The organism is Streptomyces sp. A1277 (genome assembly GCF_004795015.1).
Taxonomy (GTDB): Bacteria; Actinomycetota; Actinomycetes; order Streptomycetales; family Streptomycetaceae; genus Streptomyces.
This window is the reverse complement of sequence record NZ_SSBI01000039.1, coordinates 20,965-39,161: the sequence shown is the minus strand read 5'-3', so window position 1 is coordinate 39,161 and position 18,197 is coordinate 20,965. Positions and strand designations below refer to the sequence as shown.

Genomic DNA, 18,197 nt, shown 5'->3' with positions numbered 1-18,197 from the left:
GTGGGTCAGCGGTGGCTCACGGCGCCGGTTCGGGCGTCCACTGGCTCGTCCAGTAGCCCGCCGGTACGTTGCCCTGCTCGACGTATCCGGTCAGGCCCTCGGTGTGCGCGTAGCCGCCGGTCGCGCGGTTCCTCAGGCGCAGGTAGCCGGCCTCGGACTCCTCCGTCCAGTCGGCCTCGGCCGCGCCGGAGGCAGCCGCGCCGTAGTGGACGTAGCCGTCGGACGCCGACGTCCGCAGGTAGTCGCCCGTCCACCGGTTGCGGAGGCGGGTGTAGCCGGCCGCCGTGGTCTGCGGCGCCCACTGGGAGCTCCAGGCGGTGGCGGGCACGCTGCCGTACTCCGCCTTCCCGGTCTTGTTCTCGATGTGCAGGTACTGCGAGGTCTGGCGGTTCTTCAGCCGCTCGTACCCGCTGTCGCCGTATCCGCCGTCCTTCTTCCACACGCGCAGGTAGTCCACGCTCCAGGACTTGGGCCAGACGTCGTTGTGCTGGCCCGACCCGGCGTCCGTGTAGATGCCCATGATCATGCCCATGGGCATGTTGGGGGCGTCGTTGATGGTCTTGTACAGCTGGTTGTCGTAGTAGAAGTTGAGCTGCGTGGGCGTCCAGTCCATGCCGTAGACGTGGTACTCCTCGGTGGGCTCACCGCTGGGCACCGGGTCCTCGTGCGACACCCAGGAGCCGAGGAAGTTCGGATCGCCCCAGCCGTACGCGGCGATGCGCCAGGTGTCCGGCTTGCTGAAGAACGTCTCGATCATGTCGATCTCGGCATTGGCCGACGCGCTGCTCGTGTCCTTCGTGCCGACCAGCCACAGTGCCTGGTGGCCTCCGCCGCCGGTGTCGGAGAGTCTGGCGCGGGTCTCGATGTAGCCGTACTGCGTGGTGTAGCCGTTGAAGTCGGCCTCGTGGTGGTCATTGGGCATCGCGTAGTTGAAGCGGTGCCACCAGTCCTTGTCGTACGTCTGGATGCTGGAGATCTTCACGGTGCCGTCGTAGGCGGGGTTCCAGGCGGGCGTGTCCTGGTCGACGCGCTCGGTGAGCACCCCGCCCGCGACGGTGTACCGCGCCTTGGCCTTCTCGCGGTCGGAGGCCCAGTGCGGGAGGTAGTACGGCAGCCACTTGTCGGTGTCCAGGGAAGTGCCGTTGAACTCCTCCTGGAAGTCCAGCGTGTACCCGGGCTTGGCCACCGGATTGGCGGGGAAGTCGGCGGCCGATGCGGCCGGGGCACCGGTGAGCATGCCCAGCGCGCCGAGCGCGGCGGCCAGCACCCCCACCAGTGGGGCGCGCAGGCGACGGTGTCTCAACTTGGCTCCTTCGGGACGGAGTTCGGCAGGCCCCGGCTGCCGCTGCGAAGGCAGGCCGTCGCAACCGGGCACTTTCGAAAGAAAGTTTCCTGCGTAATGTGCCGTCAGAGGTACCGGGTGTCAACAGTCGTGCCGACGTGAACCGCCTTCCGCTCCCGGCCGCCGCCGCGCGTATCGGCCGTCGCTCTCAGCCGCCGGGCGTCTCAGCCGCCGGGCGTCCCGGCCGTCGCTCGTCTCAGCCGCCGGGCTGGTCCGTGGCGAACAGCCGGCCGCGCGCCAGGTCCCGGGCGGCCTCCACGCCCCCCACGGCCACCGCGCCCGCGGTGAGCGCGCCGAGCGTCAGGGGCGGGACCTCGTAACAGATGCCGGAGAGCTGTTCGCGTACCGCCTCCAGGACGGCCGGGCCCGCTCCGGCCAGCGCGCCGCCGAGCACGATCAGCTGCGGGTCGACGGCGAGGACCATGGCGCCGATGCCGTCCGCCACCGCGCGGGCGTAGCTGTCCACGGTGGCCCGGGCGGCCGGGTCGCCGTGCCGGGCGCGGGTGAACACCATGTGGCGGGCCTCTCCCGGGCCGCCGCCGAGCTTGGCGGGGGTGTCCTTCCAGCCCAGCCTGGGATGCCTGCCGATCTCGCCCGCCGCTCCCGTGCGCCCGGTGAACGGCCGGCCGTCGACCAGGATGCCCACCCCGAGCCGGTTGTCCAGGTGGACGTAGAGCACGTCGGACGTGCCGCGGGCGGCGCCGGTCCGGTGTTCGGCCAGGACGGCCAGGTTGGTGTCCTTCATCGCCACGACCGGGCAGCGCAGCAACTCGTGGAGCTGGTCGGCGAGGTGGACGCCCGACCACTGGGGGATGGCCACGCTCAGCCGTACGGAGCCCCGCGCGTCCACGATCCCCGGTGTCCCGACGCCGGCGGCCCACAGGGGCGGGCCGTCCGCCGGAAGGTGCTCGCGCACCAGGCCGGCCGCCTCCCGCAGGCGCTCGTCGGGGTCGAGCGCGGCGGGGATGGGGCGGTGGGCCTCCGCCAGTGGTGTCCCGCCGAGATCGGTGATGCGCACACCGATGCCGTCGGAGTCGATGTGGATGCCGGCCAGGCGCCCGGCGTCGAAGTCGAAGGCGTAGCGCTGGGCGGGCCGGCCGCCGGTCCGTGTCGCGTCCTGGCCGTCGAGGGCGAGGCGGCGCTCGGTCACCAGCGCGGTGACGATGCCGCGCACCGTGGGGCGGGACAGGGCGGTGACCTGGGCTATCGCGTTGGTGGTGAGCGGCGTTCCCTCGTAGAGCAGTTGCAGGACGCGGCTGGTGTTGAGGTGGCGCAGAGCGCTCTGGTCCCCGCCCGGCAGGACGTCCGAGTTCTTCATGTCCCCCACTCGCTGCGTGCTTTCCATGTCACGGATCGACATACCCTCCCTTTCCCTCTTGACGGGCGGAGTGGCGTGTCTGATCCTTTCGAAGGAAAGTTTCCTTCGAAACTCGCTGGCTGGCAACCTCGGCTCGACATCCTGCCACACCAGCGATTCCTTCCCGTGTTCACAGGAGAGCAGCGCGATGAAGATCAGCAGAGTCCTGGCAGGAGCCGTCCTGGTGGCGTTGTGCGGGACCGCGTGCGCCCCCGGCGCCTCGTCCGACACCACGGCGGCAGAGCCGTCCGGCCCGGTCAAGAAGGGTGCGGGCGACGAGAAGGTCACGCTCAAGCTGGTCTCCACGCCCGAGTCGGGAGCGGCGGTCAAGTCGGTCATCAAGGCGTTCGAGGCCAAGTACCCCCAGGTCACGATCGACTACGAGGACAACAACGTCGACGACTACAACAAGGCGCTGAACCTCTCGCTCGCCTCCGACCAGGCACCCGACATCGCCCTGCTCAACTCGGTCGGCACCACGGTCAAGGACGGCCTGGTCATCGACCTGTCCCGGTACGCGAAGGCGTACGACTGGGACAAGACGTACCCCAGCACCCAGCTCAACCAGTGGCGGGTCGCCGAGGACGGCAGCACGCTCGGCACCGGCGGCCTGTACGCGGCCCCGGCCGGCTTCTCGCTCGTCGGCGTCTACTACAACAAGGCGAAGGCGGCCGAGGCGGGCATCACCACCCCGCCGGCCACGCTGGAGGAGTTCGAGGCGGCCCTCGCCAAGGCGAAGAAGGCCGGCGAGCTGCCGCTGCAACTCGGCAACCAGCAGGGCCACGCCTCCTTCCCCATCCAGCTCATCGGCCAGTCGGCGGACGGCGCCGAGCAGGCCGCGCGCTGGACCTTCGGCCAGAAGGGCGCCACCTTCGACACCCCGGGCAACCGCACCGCCGCCGACAAGCTCACCGCCTGGAAGAAGAAGGGCTACCTGCCCAGCGGCGCCAACGGCACCGACCTTCAGACGGCCGTCGACAAGTTCACCAAGGGCCAGGGCGTCTACTTCGTCGACGGCAACTGGGACGCCGAGAAGATCGGTGACAAGCTCGGCAAGGACGCGGGCTTCATCGCGTTCCCCTCACCGAAGGCCACGGCGATCGGCACCTCCGTCGCCTACGCCATTTCCTCCAAGAGCCGGCACGCGGACACCGCGGCCTTCTTCCTGGACTTCCTGCACTCGCCCGAGGCATCGGCCGCCGAGTTCAAGGCCGGCTTCATGCCCGCCGACCTCACCGCCGCCGAGCCGCAGGACGGCACCGTGATGAAGGACATCGTCGCGGCCTGGGGCAGGGTGAACGACGACAACGGTCTGGTCGGCTTCAACAACAACGCCACCGCGACCATGAACGACAAGCTCACCGCCACCACGCAGGAACTCCTCGCAGGCCGCACCAACACGGACGGCTTCGTCAAGGCGGTCCAGGACGAGTGGTCCAAGACGCATGGCTGACACACTCGTGCGCACCGAGCGGTCGGTGGCCGGGGCCCGGCGCGGGGCAGCCGCCCCGCGCCGCAAGGGCCGGTTCGTACCCCTGCTGTACGTGGCCCCCGCCCTGGTCTTCTACGGACTCTTCGTCATCGCGCCCTGGCTGCACAGCTTCTGGCTCTCGTTCTGGAACTGGAACGGAATCGGCGTCGCCTCCTGGGCCGGACTCTCCAACTACACCGCGGTGTTCGAAGAACCGGCCCTGCGCGCCGCCCTGACCCACGCGTTCGGCTTCATCGTCTTCTACACCGTCGTACCCGTCATCCTCGGCCTGATCCTGGCCGCTCTCACCTCGGCCGTGCCCTGGCGGGCCATGCCCGTCATCCGCACCATCATCTTCCTCCCGCAGATCCTGCCGCTCGTCGCGGTGGGCGTCGTCTGGAAGTGGATCTACGGCGAGGACGGCCCGCTCAACCAGGTGCTGCGCGCCATCGGCCTCGGCTCCCTGGCCCGCGCCTGGCTCGGCGACTTCACGTACGCGTTCCCGGCCGTCGGCCTGATCGGCACCTGGGTCTCCACCGGCCTGTGCTTCCTGCTCCTGCTGTCCGGCATCGGCAAGATCGAGCCGTCGCTCTACGAGGCGGCCCGGCTGGACGGCTGCGGCAGACTGCGCGAGTTCTGGCACATCACCGTGCCCGGCCTGCGCAAGGAGATCGGCGTCGCCTGCAACGTCACCGTCATCTCGGCCCTCGCCGGATTCGACGTCGTGTACGTGATGACGGGAGGCGGGCCCGGTTACTCCACGATGGTCCCGGGTGTCCAGGTCTACCAGCTCGTCTTCACCGCCGGCCGGGTCGGCACCGCCTGCGCCCTGGCCACGGTGCTCTCCCTCATCACCTGTGCCGTCATGTACGGCCTCAACAGGCTGTCGCGGGAGCGCTGAGGCATGCCGCGCATCTCACTGGAGTACCCCCGATGACCAAGCAACTGCCCAGGCTCGCGCTCATCGTCGCCGCCGCAGCCGTCCTGTTCCCCTTCCTCGCGTTGTTCAGCGCGGCGCTCCAGCCACAGAGCAACCTCTCGCCGGGCCTGTCCTGGCCGTCCGACCCGCAGTGGGGGAACTTCGCCACCGCCTGGTCCACCGCCGGATTCGGCTCGCTGCTGAAGTCGAGCGCCGTCATCGCGCTCGGCGTCGTACCCATCGCCCTCGTCCTCGCGACCCTCGCCGGCTACGGCCTGGCCACCATGCAGCTGAAGGCCAAGGGGCCGCTGTTCGCCCTCCTGATGCTCGGACTGGCCCTGCCGTACGAGGCCATCGTCATCCCCCTCTACTACGACCTGGACTCGGTCGGCCTGCTGAACACCTACTGGGCCGTGATCCTGCCGCTGGTGGGCCTGTTCATGCCCTTCGGCGTCTTCTGGATGCGCACGCACTTCGAGTCGCTGCCGAAGGAGCTGATGGAGGCCGCCGCCGTGGACGGCGCGAACAGCTGGCGCACCCTCACCCGCGTCCTGCTGCCGACCGCCGTCCCGGCACTCACCACACTGGGCCTCCTCTACTTCATGTGGGCGTGGAACCAGTTCCTGCTGGCCCTGGTGCTCATCCAGGACCCGGCGATGCGCACGGCCCCCTCCGGCCTCGGCAAGTTCGTCCAGCAGTACGGCAAGAACATCCCGCTGCTGTCGGCCGGCACCCTCATCGTGATCGCACCGATCGTGCTGATCTACCTCTTCTTCCAGCGCCACTTCATCAAGGGCATCCTCCAGGGTGCCGTCAAGTAAGGGATTGCGTACGTGACCGTCACCCTCGCGATCGTCGGAGCCGGGGCCCGAGGGGCCTCCTACGCCCGCATCGCCGCCGACCAAGGTGCCGCCGTCGTCACGGCCGTCGCCGACCCCGACCCCGTACGCCGCCAGGCCCTCGCGGACGAGTTCGCGCTGCCGTACGACCGGGTCTTCACCGACTGGGCCGAACTCGCCTCCCGGCCGCGCCTCGCCGACGCGGCGATCGTCGCCACCCCCGACCGCATGCACGTCGAACCGGCCGTGGCGCTGGCCGACCTCGGCTACGCCCTGCTGCTGGAGAAGCCGATGGCGCCCTCGGAGGAGGACGCCCGCCGCATCGTCGAGGCGGCGACGCGCAACGACATCCTCCTGGCGGTGTGCCACGTCCTGCGCTACACGCCGTACTCGGTCAAGCTCAAGCAGCTCATCGACAGCGGCCGGATCGGTGACGTCGTCAGCGTCGAACACCTCGAACCCGTCGGCTGGTGGCACCAGGCGCACTCCTACGTACGCGGCAAGTGGGGCGTCGAAGCGGAGTCGTCGTCCATGCTGCTCGCCAAGTCGTGCCACGACATCGACTGGCTCGGCCATGTGGTGGGCAAACCGGTGGAGAAGGTCTCGTCCTTCGGCAGCCTCTTCCACTTCCGCCCCGAGAACAAGCCCGAAGGCGCAGGTGACCGCTGCGTCACCTGCCCCGTCGAACGCACCTGCGTCTACTCGGCCCCGCGCATCTACGAGCGGTTCCTCGGTGACCCCGTCTTCGAACAGTGGCCGCTCGGCGTCCTCACCGACGACGTGACGAGCGCCGGACTGACGAAGGCGCTGGAGGACGGGCCGTACGGCGAGTGCGTCTACAACGGGCGCAACGACGTCGTGGACCACCAGGTGGTGAACCTCCAGTACGAGGGCGGCGCCACCGCCTCCTTCACCATGACCGCTTTCACCGGCCTCGACTTCCGCAAGACCCGGGTGTTCGGCACCCGCGGCTCGCTCGACGGCGACGGCCGCACGCTCACCCTCCACGACTTCCTCACCGACACCCGCGAGGTCTTCGACTTCGACCCCGAGGGCGGGGCGTCGGCGGCGGACGGGCACGGCGGCGCGGACGACGAGCTGATCCGGGCCTTCCTGGCGGCGGTCGCCGGTGACGACCGGGAGCTGGTGAACACCGGCCCGGACGAGGCCCTGCGCTCGCACCTGGTGGTCTGGGCGGCGGAACGCGCACGCCGCAGCGGACAGGTGGTACGCCTGGACTGACGGGCCGCGCGGGGCGCACGCCCAAGAGGCCGCCAATCGCGCCGCATGCTCGCACACCGGCTGCCCGCCCGGTGTGCGGCGAGCGTTACCGCCCATGATCGGCCGGGGCCACACCGGCGCAACGGGCCGTTCCCGATTCCGGCCGGCTCCGCGACAAGAGGGGCGACGACCGCCGGCCTCAGAGCGCCACGAGGGTGACCTCCGTGGCCTTGACGCTGGTCCACACCTGCACCCCGTCGGCGAGCGACAGCTCCGCCGCGGCCTGCGGGGTGATCTCGGCGACGAGGTCCGGCGCCCGGTCCGACTCCACCAGGACCCTGAGCCGGCTGCCGCCCGCGGTGATCTCGCGCACCGTACCCGGCCACACGTTGCGCGGGCTGCCGGTCGGCTTCTCGCGGTGCACGGAGACGGCCTCCGGGGCGATGACCGCGAGCGCGGACGCCCCGGCGGGCAGGGCGTCGGCGACGACGAGGTGTCCGCCGTCCGCCGGTGCGAGCCCGTCGGCGGTGGTGGTCCCGGGCCAGGCGTTGCTGCCGAGCATGCGGGCGACCCAGGGGGAGCGCGGGTTGCGGGTGACGTCGGCGGGCGGGGCGTCCTGGAGCGTACGGCCCTCCTCCAGGACGAGGACCCGGTCGGCGAGCGCGACGGCTTCGACCGGGTCGTGCGTGACGATCAGGCACACGCCGCCGAAGCCTTCGAGGTGGCGGCGCAGGGTGTGCCGGACCTGGGAGCGGGTCGTCTGGTCGAGCGCGGCGAGCGGTTCGTCGAGCAGCAGGAGGCGGGGGCGGGCGGCCAGCGCCCGGGCCAGTGCCACCCGCTGGGCCTGACCGCCGGAGACCTGGGCCGGCCGGCGCGTGGCGAGGTGGCCGACCCCGAGCCGGTCCAGCCACTCCTGGGCGCTGCGGCGGGCCTCGGCGCGCGGCACCCCCCGGGCGCGCAGCCCGTAGGCGGTGTTGGCCAGGGTGCTCATGTGCGGGAAGAGGGCGCCGTCCTGCGGGACCCAGGCCACGCCCCGGCGGTGCGCGGGCAGGGCGGTGACGTCGGTGTCACCGAGCCGGAGCCGGGCGTGGGCGCGCGGGGTGAGGCCGAGCAGGGCGCGCAGGAGGGTGGTCTTGCCCGCGCCGTTGGGCCCGACGACGGCGATGGTGGTGCCGCCCTCCGCGTCGAGGGTGAGCTGATTGAACCCGGTGACTTCGGCGTGCAGCGGCCAGTGCTCCCGGTCGGCGGCGGGCTGCGGGGCGGGCTCCGCCCGTTTGCGTACGGCCGCCGGTTCGTCGTCCGCGTCCTCGGGGCGCGGCGCGCGGGGGCGGGGGGCGCCGCCGGTCCAGCGTCCGCGCAGGGCCAGCAGCACGGCCATGGCGATGACCAGCAGGAGCAGGGAGACCGAGGTGGCGGCCTCCGGGCTGTCCTGGAGCAGCAGGTAGACCTGGAGGGGCAGGGTCTGCGTGGTGCCGGGGAGGTTTCCGGCGAAGGTGATGGTCGCGCCGAACTCGCCCAGCGCGCGCGCCCAGGTCAGCGCGGCGCCTGCGGCCAGCCCGGGGGCGACCATCGGCAGCGTGACGGTGAAGAACACCCGTACCGGCGAGGCGCCCAGGGAGGCCGCGGTCTCCTCGTACCGGGGGCGCAGGCCGCCGAGCGCCCCTTCGAGGCTGATGACCAGGAACGGCATGGCGACGAAGGTCGCGGCAAGCACGGCGCCGGAGGTGTGGAACGGCAGCGTGATGCCGAACCAGTCCTCCAGCCACGGGCCCAGCAGCCCCCGGCGGCCGAAGCCGAGCAGCAGGGCGACCCCGCCGACCGTGGGCGGCAGCACCATCGGCAGCAGCACCAGCGAGCGGACGAAGACCTTGCCGGGGAAGTCGACCCGGGCCAGCAGCCAGGCCAGCGGGACCCCGAGGACCAGGGAGAGGGCCAGCGCCCACCCGGAGACGATCAGCGACAGGGTCAGCGCCTGCGTGGTCCCCTCGCTGGTGAGGTGTCCGCCCAGCTCGCCCCACGAGGTGCGGGCGAGGATCCCGGCCAGCGGCAGCAGCAGGAAGGCGACGGCCAGGAGCGCGGGGACCGCCAGCACGATCGGCGCGCGGGGGCGCGCGGCGCGGCTGCGGGGACGGTTCATCGAGGTTCCCTGGGGCTGGAGGGCAGGGGTGCCCGGCCCGTGCGCGGGCCGGGCGACCGCCTACGTTACGGCTGCTGGAAGCCCGCGTCGGCGAGGATCTTCTGTGCCTCGGGCGTCGACAGCCACTTCACGAACGCCTCGGCGGCGGCGCTGTGCTTGCCGGCCTTCAGCGTCGCCGCCGGGTAGGAGGCGACCGCGTTCTGCTCGTCCGGGATGTCGACGGAGTCGACCTTGCCGTCCGCCGAGGCGACATCGGTCTTGTAGACCAGACCGGCGTCCGCCTCGCCCAGCTCGACCTTGCTCAGGACCGCCCGCACGTTCGGCTCCTGGGAGACCGGCTTCACGGTGATCTTCTGGGCGTCCAGGATCTGCTTGCTGTAACGCCCCACCGGCACCTCGGGAGCGGCGAGGACCACCTTCAGCTTGGTGCCGGAGAGGTCCTTGAGGTTCTCGACCTTCTCCGGGTTGCCCTTGCCGGTGGCGATGACGAGGCGGTTCTCGGCGATGACCGAGGGCGTCCCGGTGTCCGCCTTCAGCCCGTCCATCGTCTTCGTGTCGGCGGTGACCAGGGCGTCGGCGGGCGCGCCCTGCTTGACCTGGGCGGCGAGCTCCTGGGAGCCGGCGAAGGAGAACGTCACCTTCGTCCCGGGGTTCTCCTTCTCGTACGCCGCGCCCGCCTCCTTGAACACATCGGTGAGCGAGGAGGCGGCGAGGACCGTCAGGTCGGCCGAGGGTGCGCCGGAAGCGGACGCGGAGGCGCTGGAGCCGGTGGCCGAGTCCTTCGTGTCGTCGTCGCTGCCGCACGCGGTGAGCGGTGCGAGCAGTCCCACGACGACGAGGGCCGCCGCGGCGTGACGACGGGTGAGGGCGGGGGTGAAGGGCATGAGGGCGGGACTCCTTGGGGACGCGATGGGCCGATGCCGCCGGGCCGGCGAGCGGACCGCCCGGTGGCAGGAGACAGCATGTGCCACAGAATAGGTGTTCTGGGATCGCATTTACAGGTTTCCATGGGAAACCACATGGCAGGTGCATATGCGCCTGGAGGAAGGTCCGAGCCGTGCGCGGGGGGCGGGGCCGCTCCCGGATCCGGGCCCGGGACCTGTCCGGGGCCCGGCCGGGACCGGGACCTGTCCGGGGTCCGGCCGGGACCGGACAGTAGAGTTCGGGTGCGCCAGCCCCCGAGACCCGAGGTACCGTCCGTGACCCCCGAGCCGCCCGTGCACCCGCTTCCACCTGCAGTGACCGTGGTCGGGATCGGAGCCGACGGATGGGCGGGGCTGCCCGAGACGGCCCGCGCGGAGCTGTCCGCCGCCCAGGTCCTGATCGGCGCCGGACGGCAACTGGACCTGCTCCCGCCACAGTGCGCGGGCCGCCGCGTGCCCTGGCCCTCGCCGCTGCGCCCCGCCGTCCCCGGCCTGCTCGCCGCGCACGCGGCGAGCCGCATCGCCGTACTGGCCAGCGGCGACCCGATGTTCTACGGGATCGGCCGCGCCCTCACCGAAGTGCTGGGCGCCGAGCGGCTGCGCGTCCTGCCGCACCCCTCGTCCGTCTCCTACGCCTGCGCCCGCGTCGGCTGGCCGCTGGAGGACACCGAGGTCGTCACCCTGGTCGGGCGCCCCGCCGCCCGGCTCGCCGCCGCCCTGTACGAAGGGCGCCGGCTGCTGGTCCTCAGCGCCGACGCCACCACCCCGGCCGCGGTCGCCGCGCTGCTGCGCGACCACGGCTTCGGTCCCAGCCGGATGCGGGTGCTGGAACAGCTCGGCGGCGAGGACGAGGCGTGCGTCCAGGGCACGGCGGACACCTGGGCCCACCCGGCGGGCGACCCGCTGAACGTCATCGCCGTCGAGTGCCGCAGCGCCCCCGGCGCCCTGCGCCTCGGCGCCGTACCGGGGCTGCCCGACGAGGCGTACGCACACGACGGCCAGCTCACCAAGCGGCACGTGCGGGCCGCCACCCTCGGCGTGCTCGCCCCGGCCCCCGGCGAACTCCTGTGGGACATCGGCGGCGGCTCCGGATCGATCGCCGTCGAGTGGATGCGCACCCACCCCTCCTGCCGGGCGATCACCGTGGAACGCGACCAGGTGCGGGCGGCGCGCATCGCGGACAACGCCGACCGGCTCGGCGTCCCCGGCCTGCGCGTCGTCACCGGCCGGGCCCCCGACTGCCTGGCCGGACTCCCCGCCCCGGACGCCGTGTTCATCGGCGGCGGCCTCACCGCACCCGGCCTCCTCGACACCTGCCGGCAGGCGCTCCCGCCCGGCGGCCGGCTGGTCGCCAACACGGTCACCCTGGAATCCGAGGCGGTGCTCGCCGCTCAGCACCGCGAGCACGGCGGCGACCTGGTCCGCCTCGCCGTGGCCCACGCCGTGCCGGTCGGCACCTTCACCGGCTGGCGCCAGGCGATGCCGGTCACCCAGTGGTCCGTACGCAAGCCCTCGGAAACCCGGGCGGCCCCCGCACAACCCTCAGGAGACGACAGATGACCGTGTACTTCATCGGCGCGGGCCCGGGCGCGGCCGACCTGATCACGGTGCGCGGCGCGCGCACGCTCGCCGCCTGCGGGGTCTGCCTGTACGCGGGCAGCCTGGTGCCCCGCGAACTCCTGGCCGAGTGCCCGGCCGACGCGCGCCTGGTGGACACCGCCCAGCTCGACATCGAACAGATCACCGCCGAGCTGCTGGCCGCGCACCGGGAGGGGCACGACGTGGCGCGGCTGCACTCCGGCGACCCGTCGGTGTTCAGCGCGGTCAACGAGCAGATGCGGCGCCTGGACGAGGCGGGCGTGCCCTACGAAGTGGTGCCGGGCGTGCCCGCGTTCGCGGCGGCGGCTGCGGCGCTCAAGCGCGAGCTGACCGTCCCGACCGTCGGCCAGACCGTCATCCTCACCCGTATCGCCCAGCAGGCCACCGCCATGCCCGAGGGCGAGGACCTCGCGACGCTGGGGCGCAGCGGCGCGTTGATCGTCCTGCACCTCGCCGCCCGGTACGTGGACCGTGTCGTGGAGGAACTGCTCCCGCACTACGGGGCCGACTGCCCGGCCGCTGTCGTGGCCATGGCCTCGCGGCCCGACGAGGTCATCCTGCGCGGCTCCCTGGACGGCATCGCCGAGCAGGTGAAGGCGGCCGGGGTGATCCGTACCGCCGTCATCATGGTCGGCCGCACCCTGGGCGCCGAGCAGTTCCGCGACAGCCACCTCTACTCGCCCGCCCGCGACCGCCACGTCTGCTGACGGCCACCCGGGCCGGGCGGCGCACAGGTCAGCGCACGGAGCTGCGCCCCACCACCGTGCCCGCCCGGTCGACGCAGATGACGTCCACGGCCACCGGGGCGCCCCGCAGGACGGACAGCGCCTCGTCGCGCGCCGCGACGGCCACCAGATCACCCAGCGCAACCCCGCGCGCCTGGCACGACCGGAGCGCGGCCAGGCCCGTGTTGGCGGTGGCCACCTCGGCCGCCAGGGCCTCGTCGGCGCCTCCCCGCCGGGCCAGCTCGGCCAGGTACCCCTTGTCGACCTGGGACCGGCCCGAGTGCAGGTCGAGATGGCCGGCGGCGAGCTTCGACAGCTTGGCGAACCCGCCGCAGACCGTGAGCCGTTGCACCGGGTGGCGGCGTACGTACTTGAGTACCGCGCCCGCGAAGTCGCCCATGTCCAGCAGCGCGATCTCCGGCAGTCCGTACTCGGCGACCACGGTCTTCTCCGAGGTGGACCCCGTGCAGCCCGCCACATGGGTGTGACCGGCCGCGCGTGCCACGTCCACGCCGCGGCGGATGGAGTCGATCCACGCCGAGCAGGAGTAGGGCACCACCACACCGGTCGTGCCCAGGATCGACAGACCGCCCAGGATGCCCAGGCGCGGGTTCCAGGTGGACCGGGCGATCTCCTCGCCGTCGTCCACCCCGATCGTCACCTCGACGTCCCCGGAGCCGCCGTGGGCCGCCGCGACCTCGGCGATGTGCTCGCGGATCATCGTGCGCGGCACCGGGTTGACCGCAGGTTCGCCGACCTCCAGCGGCAGCCCCGGCAGGGTGACCGTGCCCACGCCGGGACCCGCCCGGAACACCACGCCCGAGCCCGGCGGCAGCGCCCGCACACTCACCCGCACCAGGGCGCCGTGCGTCACGTCGGGGTCGTCGCCCGCGTCCTTCACCACACCCGCCGTCGCCCGCCCGTCGGCCAGCTCCTCCACGGCCAGGGCGAACGCCGGGGTCTGGCCCCGGGGCAGGGTGATGGTGACCGGGTCGGGGAAGTCGCCGCCGAGCAGCGCCGTGTACGCGGCGGTGGCGGCGGCGGTGGCGCAGGCACCGGTCGTCCAGCCGGGCCGCAGACCGGTGTGCTTGAGTTGGGCGGCGCGCCCGCCTTTCGCTTCACTCATGGATGGTTCCGATGCACGTACTGATTCTGGGCGGGACGACGGAGGCCCGCCGGCTCGCCGAACTGCTGGAGGCTGAACTGCCCGCCGGGTCCAGGGTCACCAGCTCCCTCGCCGGACGGGTGGCCCGGCCGAAGCTCCCGCCGGGGGAGGTCCGCGTCGGCGGCTTCGGCGGAGCCGGCGGGCTCGCGGAATGGCTCCGCACGCACCAGGTCCACGCGCTCATCGACGCCACCCATCCTTTCGCCGGGACGATCACATTCCACGCGGCCACCGCGGCCGCCGCCGCCCATGTTCCCCTGCTCATGCTGCGCCGCCCGGGCTGGGTGCCCGGCGACGGCGACGACTGGCACCCGGTCGGCTCCCTGGCCGAGGCGGCCGATGCGCTGCCCGGGCTGGGGCGGCGGGTGTTCCTCACCACGGGGCGCATGGGCCTCGCCGCCTTCGCGGACCTGGACGAGCTGTGGTTCCTCATGCGGTCCGTGGACGCGCCGGAACCCCCCTGTCCGGCCCGGATGGAGACCCTGCTCGACCGGGGGCCCTTCACCCTCGAAGGCGAGCGGGAGCTGATCCGCCGCCACCGCGTGGACGTCCTCGTCACCAAGGACAGCGGCGGCGCCGCCACCGCCCCGAAACTGGCCGCCGCCCGCGAGGCGGGCATCCCGGTCGTCGTGGTCAGCCGGCCACCGGTCCCCGAAGGAGGCGCGGTGGCCGGCGGCCCCGAAGAGGCCGTCGCCTGGCTGCGGGTGCTCACGGGGTAGCCGCTGAGCCCTCCGGATAGCGGCGCGGCGTCCACACGATGTGCCGGCCTTCGCCCCGGCGCTCCCACCGGGTCTGCGAGGAGCCGACGATCAGGATCGTGCGCATGTCGACCTCGGCCGGGTCGAGTTCGGCCAGGCGCACGGTCCGTACGCTCTCGGCCGGCCCGCCGACGTCCCGCCCGAGGACCACGGGCGTGTCCGGCGAGCGGTGTTCGAGGAGCAGGTCCCGGGCCTTGCCGACCTGCCAGGTCCGGCTGCGGGAGCCGGGGTTGTACAGCGCGAGCACCAGATCCGCCGAGGCGGCGGCCCGCAGCCGCTCGGCGATGACCTCCCACGGCTTGAGCCGGTCGGAGAGCGAGATCGTCGCGTAGTCGTGGCCCAGCGGCGCGCCCGCCCGGGCCGCGGCCGCGTTGGCGGCCGTCACTGCCGGAAGGACCCGTACCGGCACGTCCGCGTACTCCTCCTGCAACGCCACCTCCAGCACGGCCGTCGCCATCGCGAACACGCCCGGGTCGCCGCCGGACACCACGGCCACCCGCCGCCCGCGCCGGGCCAGGTCGAGCGCGAACTCGGCCCGCTCCGACTCCACCTTGTTGTCGGAGCCGTGCCGTGTCTGACCGGGACGGACCGGCACCCGGTCCAGGTACGTGGTGTAGCCGACCAGGTCGTCGGCGGCGGCCAGCGCCCCGCGTGTCTCGGGCGTGAGCCACAGCGGACCCGCCGGACCCGTGCCGACGACGGCCACCTCACCGTCGCCCGGGGCGCGTTCGGGGCGCGCGTCGATCCGGCTCGGCAGGACGGCGACCGCGAAGTACGGCACCGAATCCGCGTCGGTCTCCGCCAGCTCGCCCAGCCGCTCCCCGGCCATCGTGGCGCGCTCGACGTACCGGGCCTCGGGCAGCCGGCCGGACGCCTCGAAGGCGCGGCGGACGGCGGGGAACGTACGGCCCAGCTTCATGACCACGGCGGCGTCCGTGGCGGCCAGCCGGGCGGTCAGCTCCTCCTCCGGCAGGGTGCCGGGCAGTATCGTCAGGACCTCCTCGCCCTCGGCGAGCGGGGTCCCGAGCCGGGCGGCGGCGGCGCTGACCGAGGTGACCCCGGGGATCACCTCGGTGGGGTAGCGGTCGGCCAGCCGCTTGTGCATGTGCATGTACGAGCCGTAGAAGAGCGGGTCGCCCTCGGCCAGCACGGCGACCGTGCGCCCCGCGTCGAGGTGCGCCGCGAGCCGGGCCGCCGCCTCGGTGTAGAAGTCCTCCATCGCACCCCGGTAGCCGCCCGGGTGGTCCGTGGTCTCCGTCGTGACGGGGTAGACCAGGGCCTCCTCGATGTGGTCGGCGCGCAGGTGCTTGGCCGCGATGGACCGGGCGATGGACCGCCCGTGCCGGGCGCTGTGGTAGGCGACGACGTCCGCGTCGGCGATGACCTCCACCGCGCGCAGGGTCATCAGGGCCGGGTCGCCGGGGCCGAGCCCGACCCCGTAGAGCCGTCCCGTCTGCTGCTCGCTCACGCTCATTCTTCCTCGCTGGCGATGGCGTTGAGGGCGGCGGCCGCGATGGCGCTGCCGCCGCGCCGGCCGCGCACGATCAGGTGGTCGAGCCCGGACGGGTGCGCGGCCAGGGCGTCCTTGGACTCGGCGGCGCCGACGAAGCCGACCGGCACCCCGATGACGGCTGCGGGGCGCGGGGCCCCCTCCTCGATCATTTCGAGGAGCCGGAACAGCGCGGTCGGCGCGTTCCCCACGGCGACGACCGCACCCTCCATCCGGTCGCGCCACAGTTCCAGGGCCGCCGCCGAGCGGGTCGTGCCCAGCTCCGCCGCGAGGCCGGGCACCGCCGGGTCGGACAGGGTGCACACCACCTCGTTGTCCGCGGGCAGCCGCTTGCGGGTGACGCCGCTGGCGACCATGGCGACGTCGCACAGGATGGGGGCGCCCGCCCGCAGGGCCGCGCGGGCACGGGAGACCGCGTCCGGCGTGAAGGCGAGGTCGCGTACGAGGTCGACCATCCCGCAGGCGTGGATCATCCGGACCGCGACCTGGCTCACGTCCGCGGGCAGGTCGGCGAGATCCGCCTCCGCCCGGATGGTGGCGAAGGACTGGCGATAGATGGCCGGTCCGTCCTTCTCGTACTGGTGCACAGTGCTGTCGCTCTCTTCATCGGGCGGGGAAACGGGCTGAAATCGGGCGGGAAACAGTCGTGTGGGGCAGGGACCGGCGGGGGAGCGGCCGGTCAGGTGCCGCTGGCGCGGGCCGTCGATACGGCGGTGGTGAGTGCGGACGGGTCGTCGGTGACACAGGGGGGCGCGTCGCGCCGGCCGTCCCGCACGACGGAGACCCGGTAGCCGTCCGGGCCGGCGACGACGTCGACCCACGCACCGCGGGGATGGCCGCACCGCCGTTCGCACCCGGACCAGTGGACCGGAAGCGTCTCCGCGGCCCGCTCGGCGTCCACAGGCTCACCGCCCCCCACGGCCGCCGCCGCGTCGCCCCGCACATCGGCCAGGGACTTCGCGCAGCCGGGCCGGCCGATGCACGCGCCCACCCCGGTCCACGGCGAGCGCGGACCCGTGACGAGACCGGCGGCGCCCAGCGCGTCGAGCAGTTCGCCGGCCCGCCCCCGCCCGACGCCGGGCACGACGACGCCGCGCCACGGGGTGAGCCGCAGTTCGCCGCTGCCGTACCGCCGGGCGAGGTCCGTCAGCGTCCGCCACTGCGCCGCGCCGGCCCGCCCGAGCGGCAGCCCGACCGACAGCGCGTCCGTGTCGCCGGGGCCGGTCACCGCACCGAGCGCCGGGGGAGCCCCAGCCCCACCCGGCACCGGTACGACCGCGCGGGCGACGGGCAGCCCGGCCGCACGCAACCGCCGTACCACCGAATCGGACAGCGGCCCGGCACCTTCGGGCAGATCCGTCACCCGCCATGCCCCGGAACCGGCCGCCGCCTCCAGGAACACCTTCGCGGCGACCAGAGCCGCCCCGGGCGCCTCGTCCGCCGGAATCCGGGCGACGGACTCCAGGGGCCCGATCCGCAGATCCGCGTCCCCGTCGTCCCGCGCCCGCAGCGTCACATCGGCGCCCAGCGCGTCCGCATCGCCGCGCCCGTCGTCCAGCGCGAACAGGAACCGGCCCGACAGACCGGCCGCCTCCTCGCTCGCGCACACCAGGGCGTCCAGCGCGGACAGCCAGGGGCGCACGTCGCGTGCGCCGAGCCCGTCGAGCCCGGACAGCGGGGAGGCGACCACATTGCGGACCCGCTCATGCCGTTCGGAGGGCAAAAGCCCCATTTCGCTCATCCGGGAGGCCAGTTCACCCCCGCACCCCTGACCCAGACCGCGCAGCTGCACATTGCCGCGCGAAGTGAGATGCACCTCACCATCGCCCAGCCGGCCGGCCAACTCACGCAGGCCGTCCGCCTGGTCCGCGCTGAGCACACCACCGGGCACCCGGACCCGCGCCAGGGCCCCGTCGTCCGCCCGGTGAAGCCGCAGCGCACCGGGGCAGGCGTCGCCACGGGCCCGGGAAACGGCGTCTCCGGGCTGTGCGGGCAGGGTGGCTGGGGGCGGCATGGCGGCGAGCATACCGACCATCTCATCTGATCCGTATGACCCATCGTCGGCCCCAAGCCCTTACTATCCCTACCAGCGGACCATCCGGTCCGCCGTCGCCACAGACGGCGACAGGGGAGGAAGCCCGGTGCGAATCCGGCGCGGTCCCGCCACTGTGAGCTTGGTCCCACCCGGCCGAGCGAGTCAGGAACTCCCTTCCCCGCACCACTCGGCACGC

At 73.1% G+C, this 18,197-nt stretch carries 15 protein-coding genes and 1 riboswitch; of the genes, 7 read left to right on the top strand and 8 right to left on the bottom strand.

Features of this window, described 5'->3' with window-relative positions:
• Positions 1-16: 16 nt before the first annotated feature.
• Both E6R18_RS23945 and E6R18_RS23940 read right to left on the bottom strand, forming a co-directional pair.
• Positions 17-1,303 carry a glycoside hydrolase family 16 protein gene (locus E6R18_RS23945; protein WP_206308378.1) on the bottom strand — a complete coding sequence of 429 codons (1,287 nt, stop codon included), beginning with the start codon at positions 1,301-1,303 and terminating at the stop codon, positions 17-19.
• Positions 1,304-1,538: 235 nt separating this feature from the next.
• The gene (locus tag E6R18_RS23940; RefSeq protein WP_168712422.1) at positions 1,539-2,687 is read right to left on the bottom strand and encodes an ROK family protein; all 1,149 of its coding nucleotides are present in this window, start codon (positions 2,685-2,687) and stop codon (positions 1,539-1,541) included.
• 160 nt (positions 2,688-2,847) lie between these two features.
• Here E6R18_RS23940 and E6R18_RS23935 point away from each other — a divergent pair, with 160 nt between their 5' ends.
• From E6R18_RS23935 to E6R18_RS23920, 4 genes are read left to right on the top strand one after another with little or no spacing between them, the layout of a single operon-like run.
• Positions 2,848-4,152: an extracellular solute-binding protein gene (locus tag E6R18_RS23935; protein ID WP_168712421.1), complete on the top strand. Its 1,305-nt coding sequence runs from the start codon at positions 2,848-2,850 to the stop codon at positions 4,150-4,152.
• The gene (locus E6R18_RS23930; RefSeq protein WP_136318966.1) at positions 4,145-5,071 is read left to right on the top strand and encodes a sugar ABC transporter permease; all 927 of its coding nucleotides are present in this window, start codon (positions 4,145-4,147) and stop codon (positions 5,069-5,071) included. Before E6R18_RS23935 ends, E6R18_RS23930 begins: the two co-directional genes overlap by 8 nt.
• 32 nt (positions 5,072-5,103) lie before the next feature.
• On the top strand, positions 5,104-5,910 hold the full coding sequence (locus tag E6R18_RS23925) for a carbohydrate ABC transporter permease (RefSeq protein WP_136318965.1): 807 nt from the start codon (positions 5,104-5,106) through the stop codon (positions 5,908-5,910).
• Positions 5,911-5,922: 12 nt separating this feature from the next.
• A complete protein-coding gene (locus tag E6R18_RS23920) occupies positions 5,923-7,170 on the top strand; it encodes a Gfo/Idh/MocA family oxidoreductase (protein WP_136318964.1) in 1,248 nt (415 codons plus the stop codon).
• 178 nt (positions 7,171-7,348) lie between these two features.
• Here the strand turns inward: E6R18_RS23920 and E6R18_RS23915 are convergent, their stop codons facing one another.
• Together E6R18_RS23915 and modA are read right to left on the bottom strand one after the other, a co-directional pair.
• The gene (locus E6R18_RS23915; protein ID WP_136318963.1) at positions 7,349-9,286 is read right to left on the bottom strand and encodes an ABC transporter permease; all 1,938 of its coding nucleotides are present in this window, start codon (positions 9,284-9,286) and stop codon (positions 7,349-7,351) included.
• A 65-nt stretch (positions 9,287-9,351) separates the two neighbouring features.
• The gene (modA, locus tag E6R18_RS23910; RefSeq protein ID WP_136318962.1) at positions 9,352-10,170 is read right to left on the bottom strand and encodes a molybdate ABC transporter substrate-binding protein; all 819 of its coding nucleotides are present in this window, start codon (positions 10,168-10,170) and stop codon (positions 9,352-9,354) included.
• A gap of 315 nt (positions 10,171-10,485) precedes the next feature.
• On the opposite strand from modA, the gene cbiE reads away from it, so the two are divergent.
• Both cbiE and cobM read left to right on the top strand, forming a co-directional pair.
• A complete protein-coding gene (gene cbiE, locus E6R18_RS23905) occupies positions 10,486-11,769 on the top strand; it encodes a precorrin-6y C5,15-methyltransferase (decarboxylating) subunit CbiE (RefSeq protein ID WP_136318961.1) in 1,284 nt (427 codons plus the stop codon).
• A complete protein-coding gene (gene cobM / locus E6R18_RS23900) occupies positions 11,766-12,515 on the top strand; it encodes a precorrin-4 C(11)-methyltransferase (RefSeq protein WP_136318960.1) in 750 nt (249 codons plus the stop codon). Before cbiE ends, cobM begins: the two co-directional genes overlap by 4 nt.
• A 28-nt stretch (positions 12,516-12,543) precedes the next feature.
• On the opposite strand, the gene E6R18_RS23895 is transcribed toward cobM, so the two are convergent.
• A complete protein-coding gene (locus tag E6R18_RS23895; protein WP_136318959.1) occupies positions 12,544-13,659 on the bottom strand; it encodes a cobalt-precorrin-5B (C(1))-methyltransferase in 1,116 nt (371 codons plus the stop codon).
• 11 nt (positions 13,660-13,670) lie between these two features.
• On the opposite strand from E6R18_RS23895, the gene E6R18_RS23890 reads away from it, so the two are divergent.
• Positions 13,671-14,417 (top strand): cobalt-precorrin-6A reductase, encoded by a 747-nt coding sequence (locus tag E6R18_RS23890; protein WP_136318958.1) that lies wholly within the window; start codon positions 13,671-13,673, stop codon positions 14,415-14,417.
• On the opposite strand, the gene E6R18_RS23885 is transcribed toward E6R18_RS23890, so the two are convergent.
• From E6R18_RS23885 to cobG, 3 genes are all read right to left on the bottom strand, one after another.
• Positions 14,407-15,930: a precorrin-2 C(20)-methyltransferase gene (locus tag E6R18_RS23885; RefSeq protein ID WP_136318957.1), complete on the bottom strand. Its 1,524-nt coding sequence runs from the start codon at positions 15,928-15,930 to the stop codon at positions 14,407-14,409. The genes E6R18_RS23890 and E6R18_RS23885 overlap by 11 nt on opposite strands.
• Complete coding sequence (locus E6R18_RS23880; RefSeq protein ID WP_136318956.1) at positions 15,927-16,553, bottom strand: precorrin-8X methylmutase; 627 nt, start codon at positions 16,551-16,553, stop codon at positions 15,927-15,929. The genes E6R18_RS23885 and E6R18_RS23880 overlap by 4 nt, the downstream gene beginning before the upstream one ends.
• 92 nt (positions 16,554-16,645) lie before the next feature.
• Complete coding sequence (gene cobG / locus E6R18_RS23875; protein WP_206308391.1) at positions 16,646-17,992, bottom strand: precorrin-3B synthase; 1,347 nt, start codon at positions 17,990-17,992, stop codon at positions 16,646-16,648.
• 104 nt (positions 17,993-18,096) lie between these two features.
• A riboswitch (cobalamin riboswitch) is annotated at positions 18,097-18,173 on the top strand.
• Positions 18,174-18,197: the final 24 nt, after the last annotated feature.

Excerpts from the sequence above, each read along its gene's own strand:
- cobG (WP_206308391.1), bottom strand. The coding sequence starts at position 17,992 with ATGCTCGCCGCCATGCCGCCCCCAGCCACCCTGCCCGCACAGCCCGGA.
- E6R18_RS23930 (WP_136318966.1), top strand. The coding sequence starts at position 4,145 with ATGGCTGACACACTCGTGCGCACCGAGCGGTCGGTGGCCGGGGCCCGG.
- E6R18_RS23935 (WP_168712421.1), top strand. The coding sequence starts at position 2,848 with ATGAAGATCAGCAGAGTCCTGGCAGGAGCCGTCCTGGTGGCGTTGTGC.
- E6R18_RS23885 (WP_136318957.1), bottom strand. The coding sequence starts at position 15,930 with ATGAGCGTGAGCGAGCAGCAGACGGGACGGCTCTACGGGGTCGGGCTC.
- E6R18_RS23890 (WP_136318958.1), top strand. The coding sequence starts at position 13,671 with ATGCACGTACTGATTCTGGGCGGGACGACGGAGGCCCGCCGGCTCGCC.
- E6R18_RS23915 (WP_136318963.1), bottom strand. The coding sequence starts at position 9,286 with ATGAACCGTCCCCGCAGCCGCGCCGCGCGCCCCCGCGCGCCGATCGTG.
- modA (WP_136318962.1), bottom strand. The coding sequence starts at position 10,170 with ATGCCCTTCACCCCCGCCCTCACCCGTCGTCACGCCGCGGCGGCCCTC.
- cobM (WP_136318960.1), top strand. The coding sequence starts at position 11,766 with ATGACCGTGTACTTCATCGGCGCGGGCCCGGGCGCGGCCGACCTGATC.
- E6R18_RS23895 (WP_136318959.1), bottom strand. The coding sequence starts at position 13,659 with ATGAGTGAAGCGAAAGGCGGGCGCGCCGCCCAACTCAAGCACACCGGT.
- E6R18_RS23940 (WP_168712422.1), bottom strand. The coding sequence starts at position 2,687 with ATGGAAAGCACGCAGCGAGTGGGGGACATGAAGAACTCGGACGTCCTG.
- E6R18_RS23925 (WP_136318965.1), top strand. The coding sequence starts at position 5,104 with ATGACCAAGCAACTGCCCAGGCTCGCGCTCATCGTCGCCGCCGCAGCC.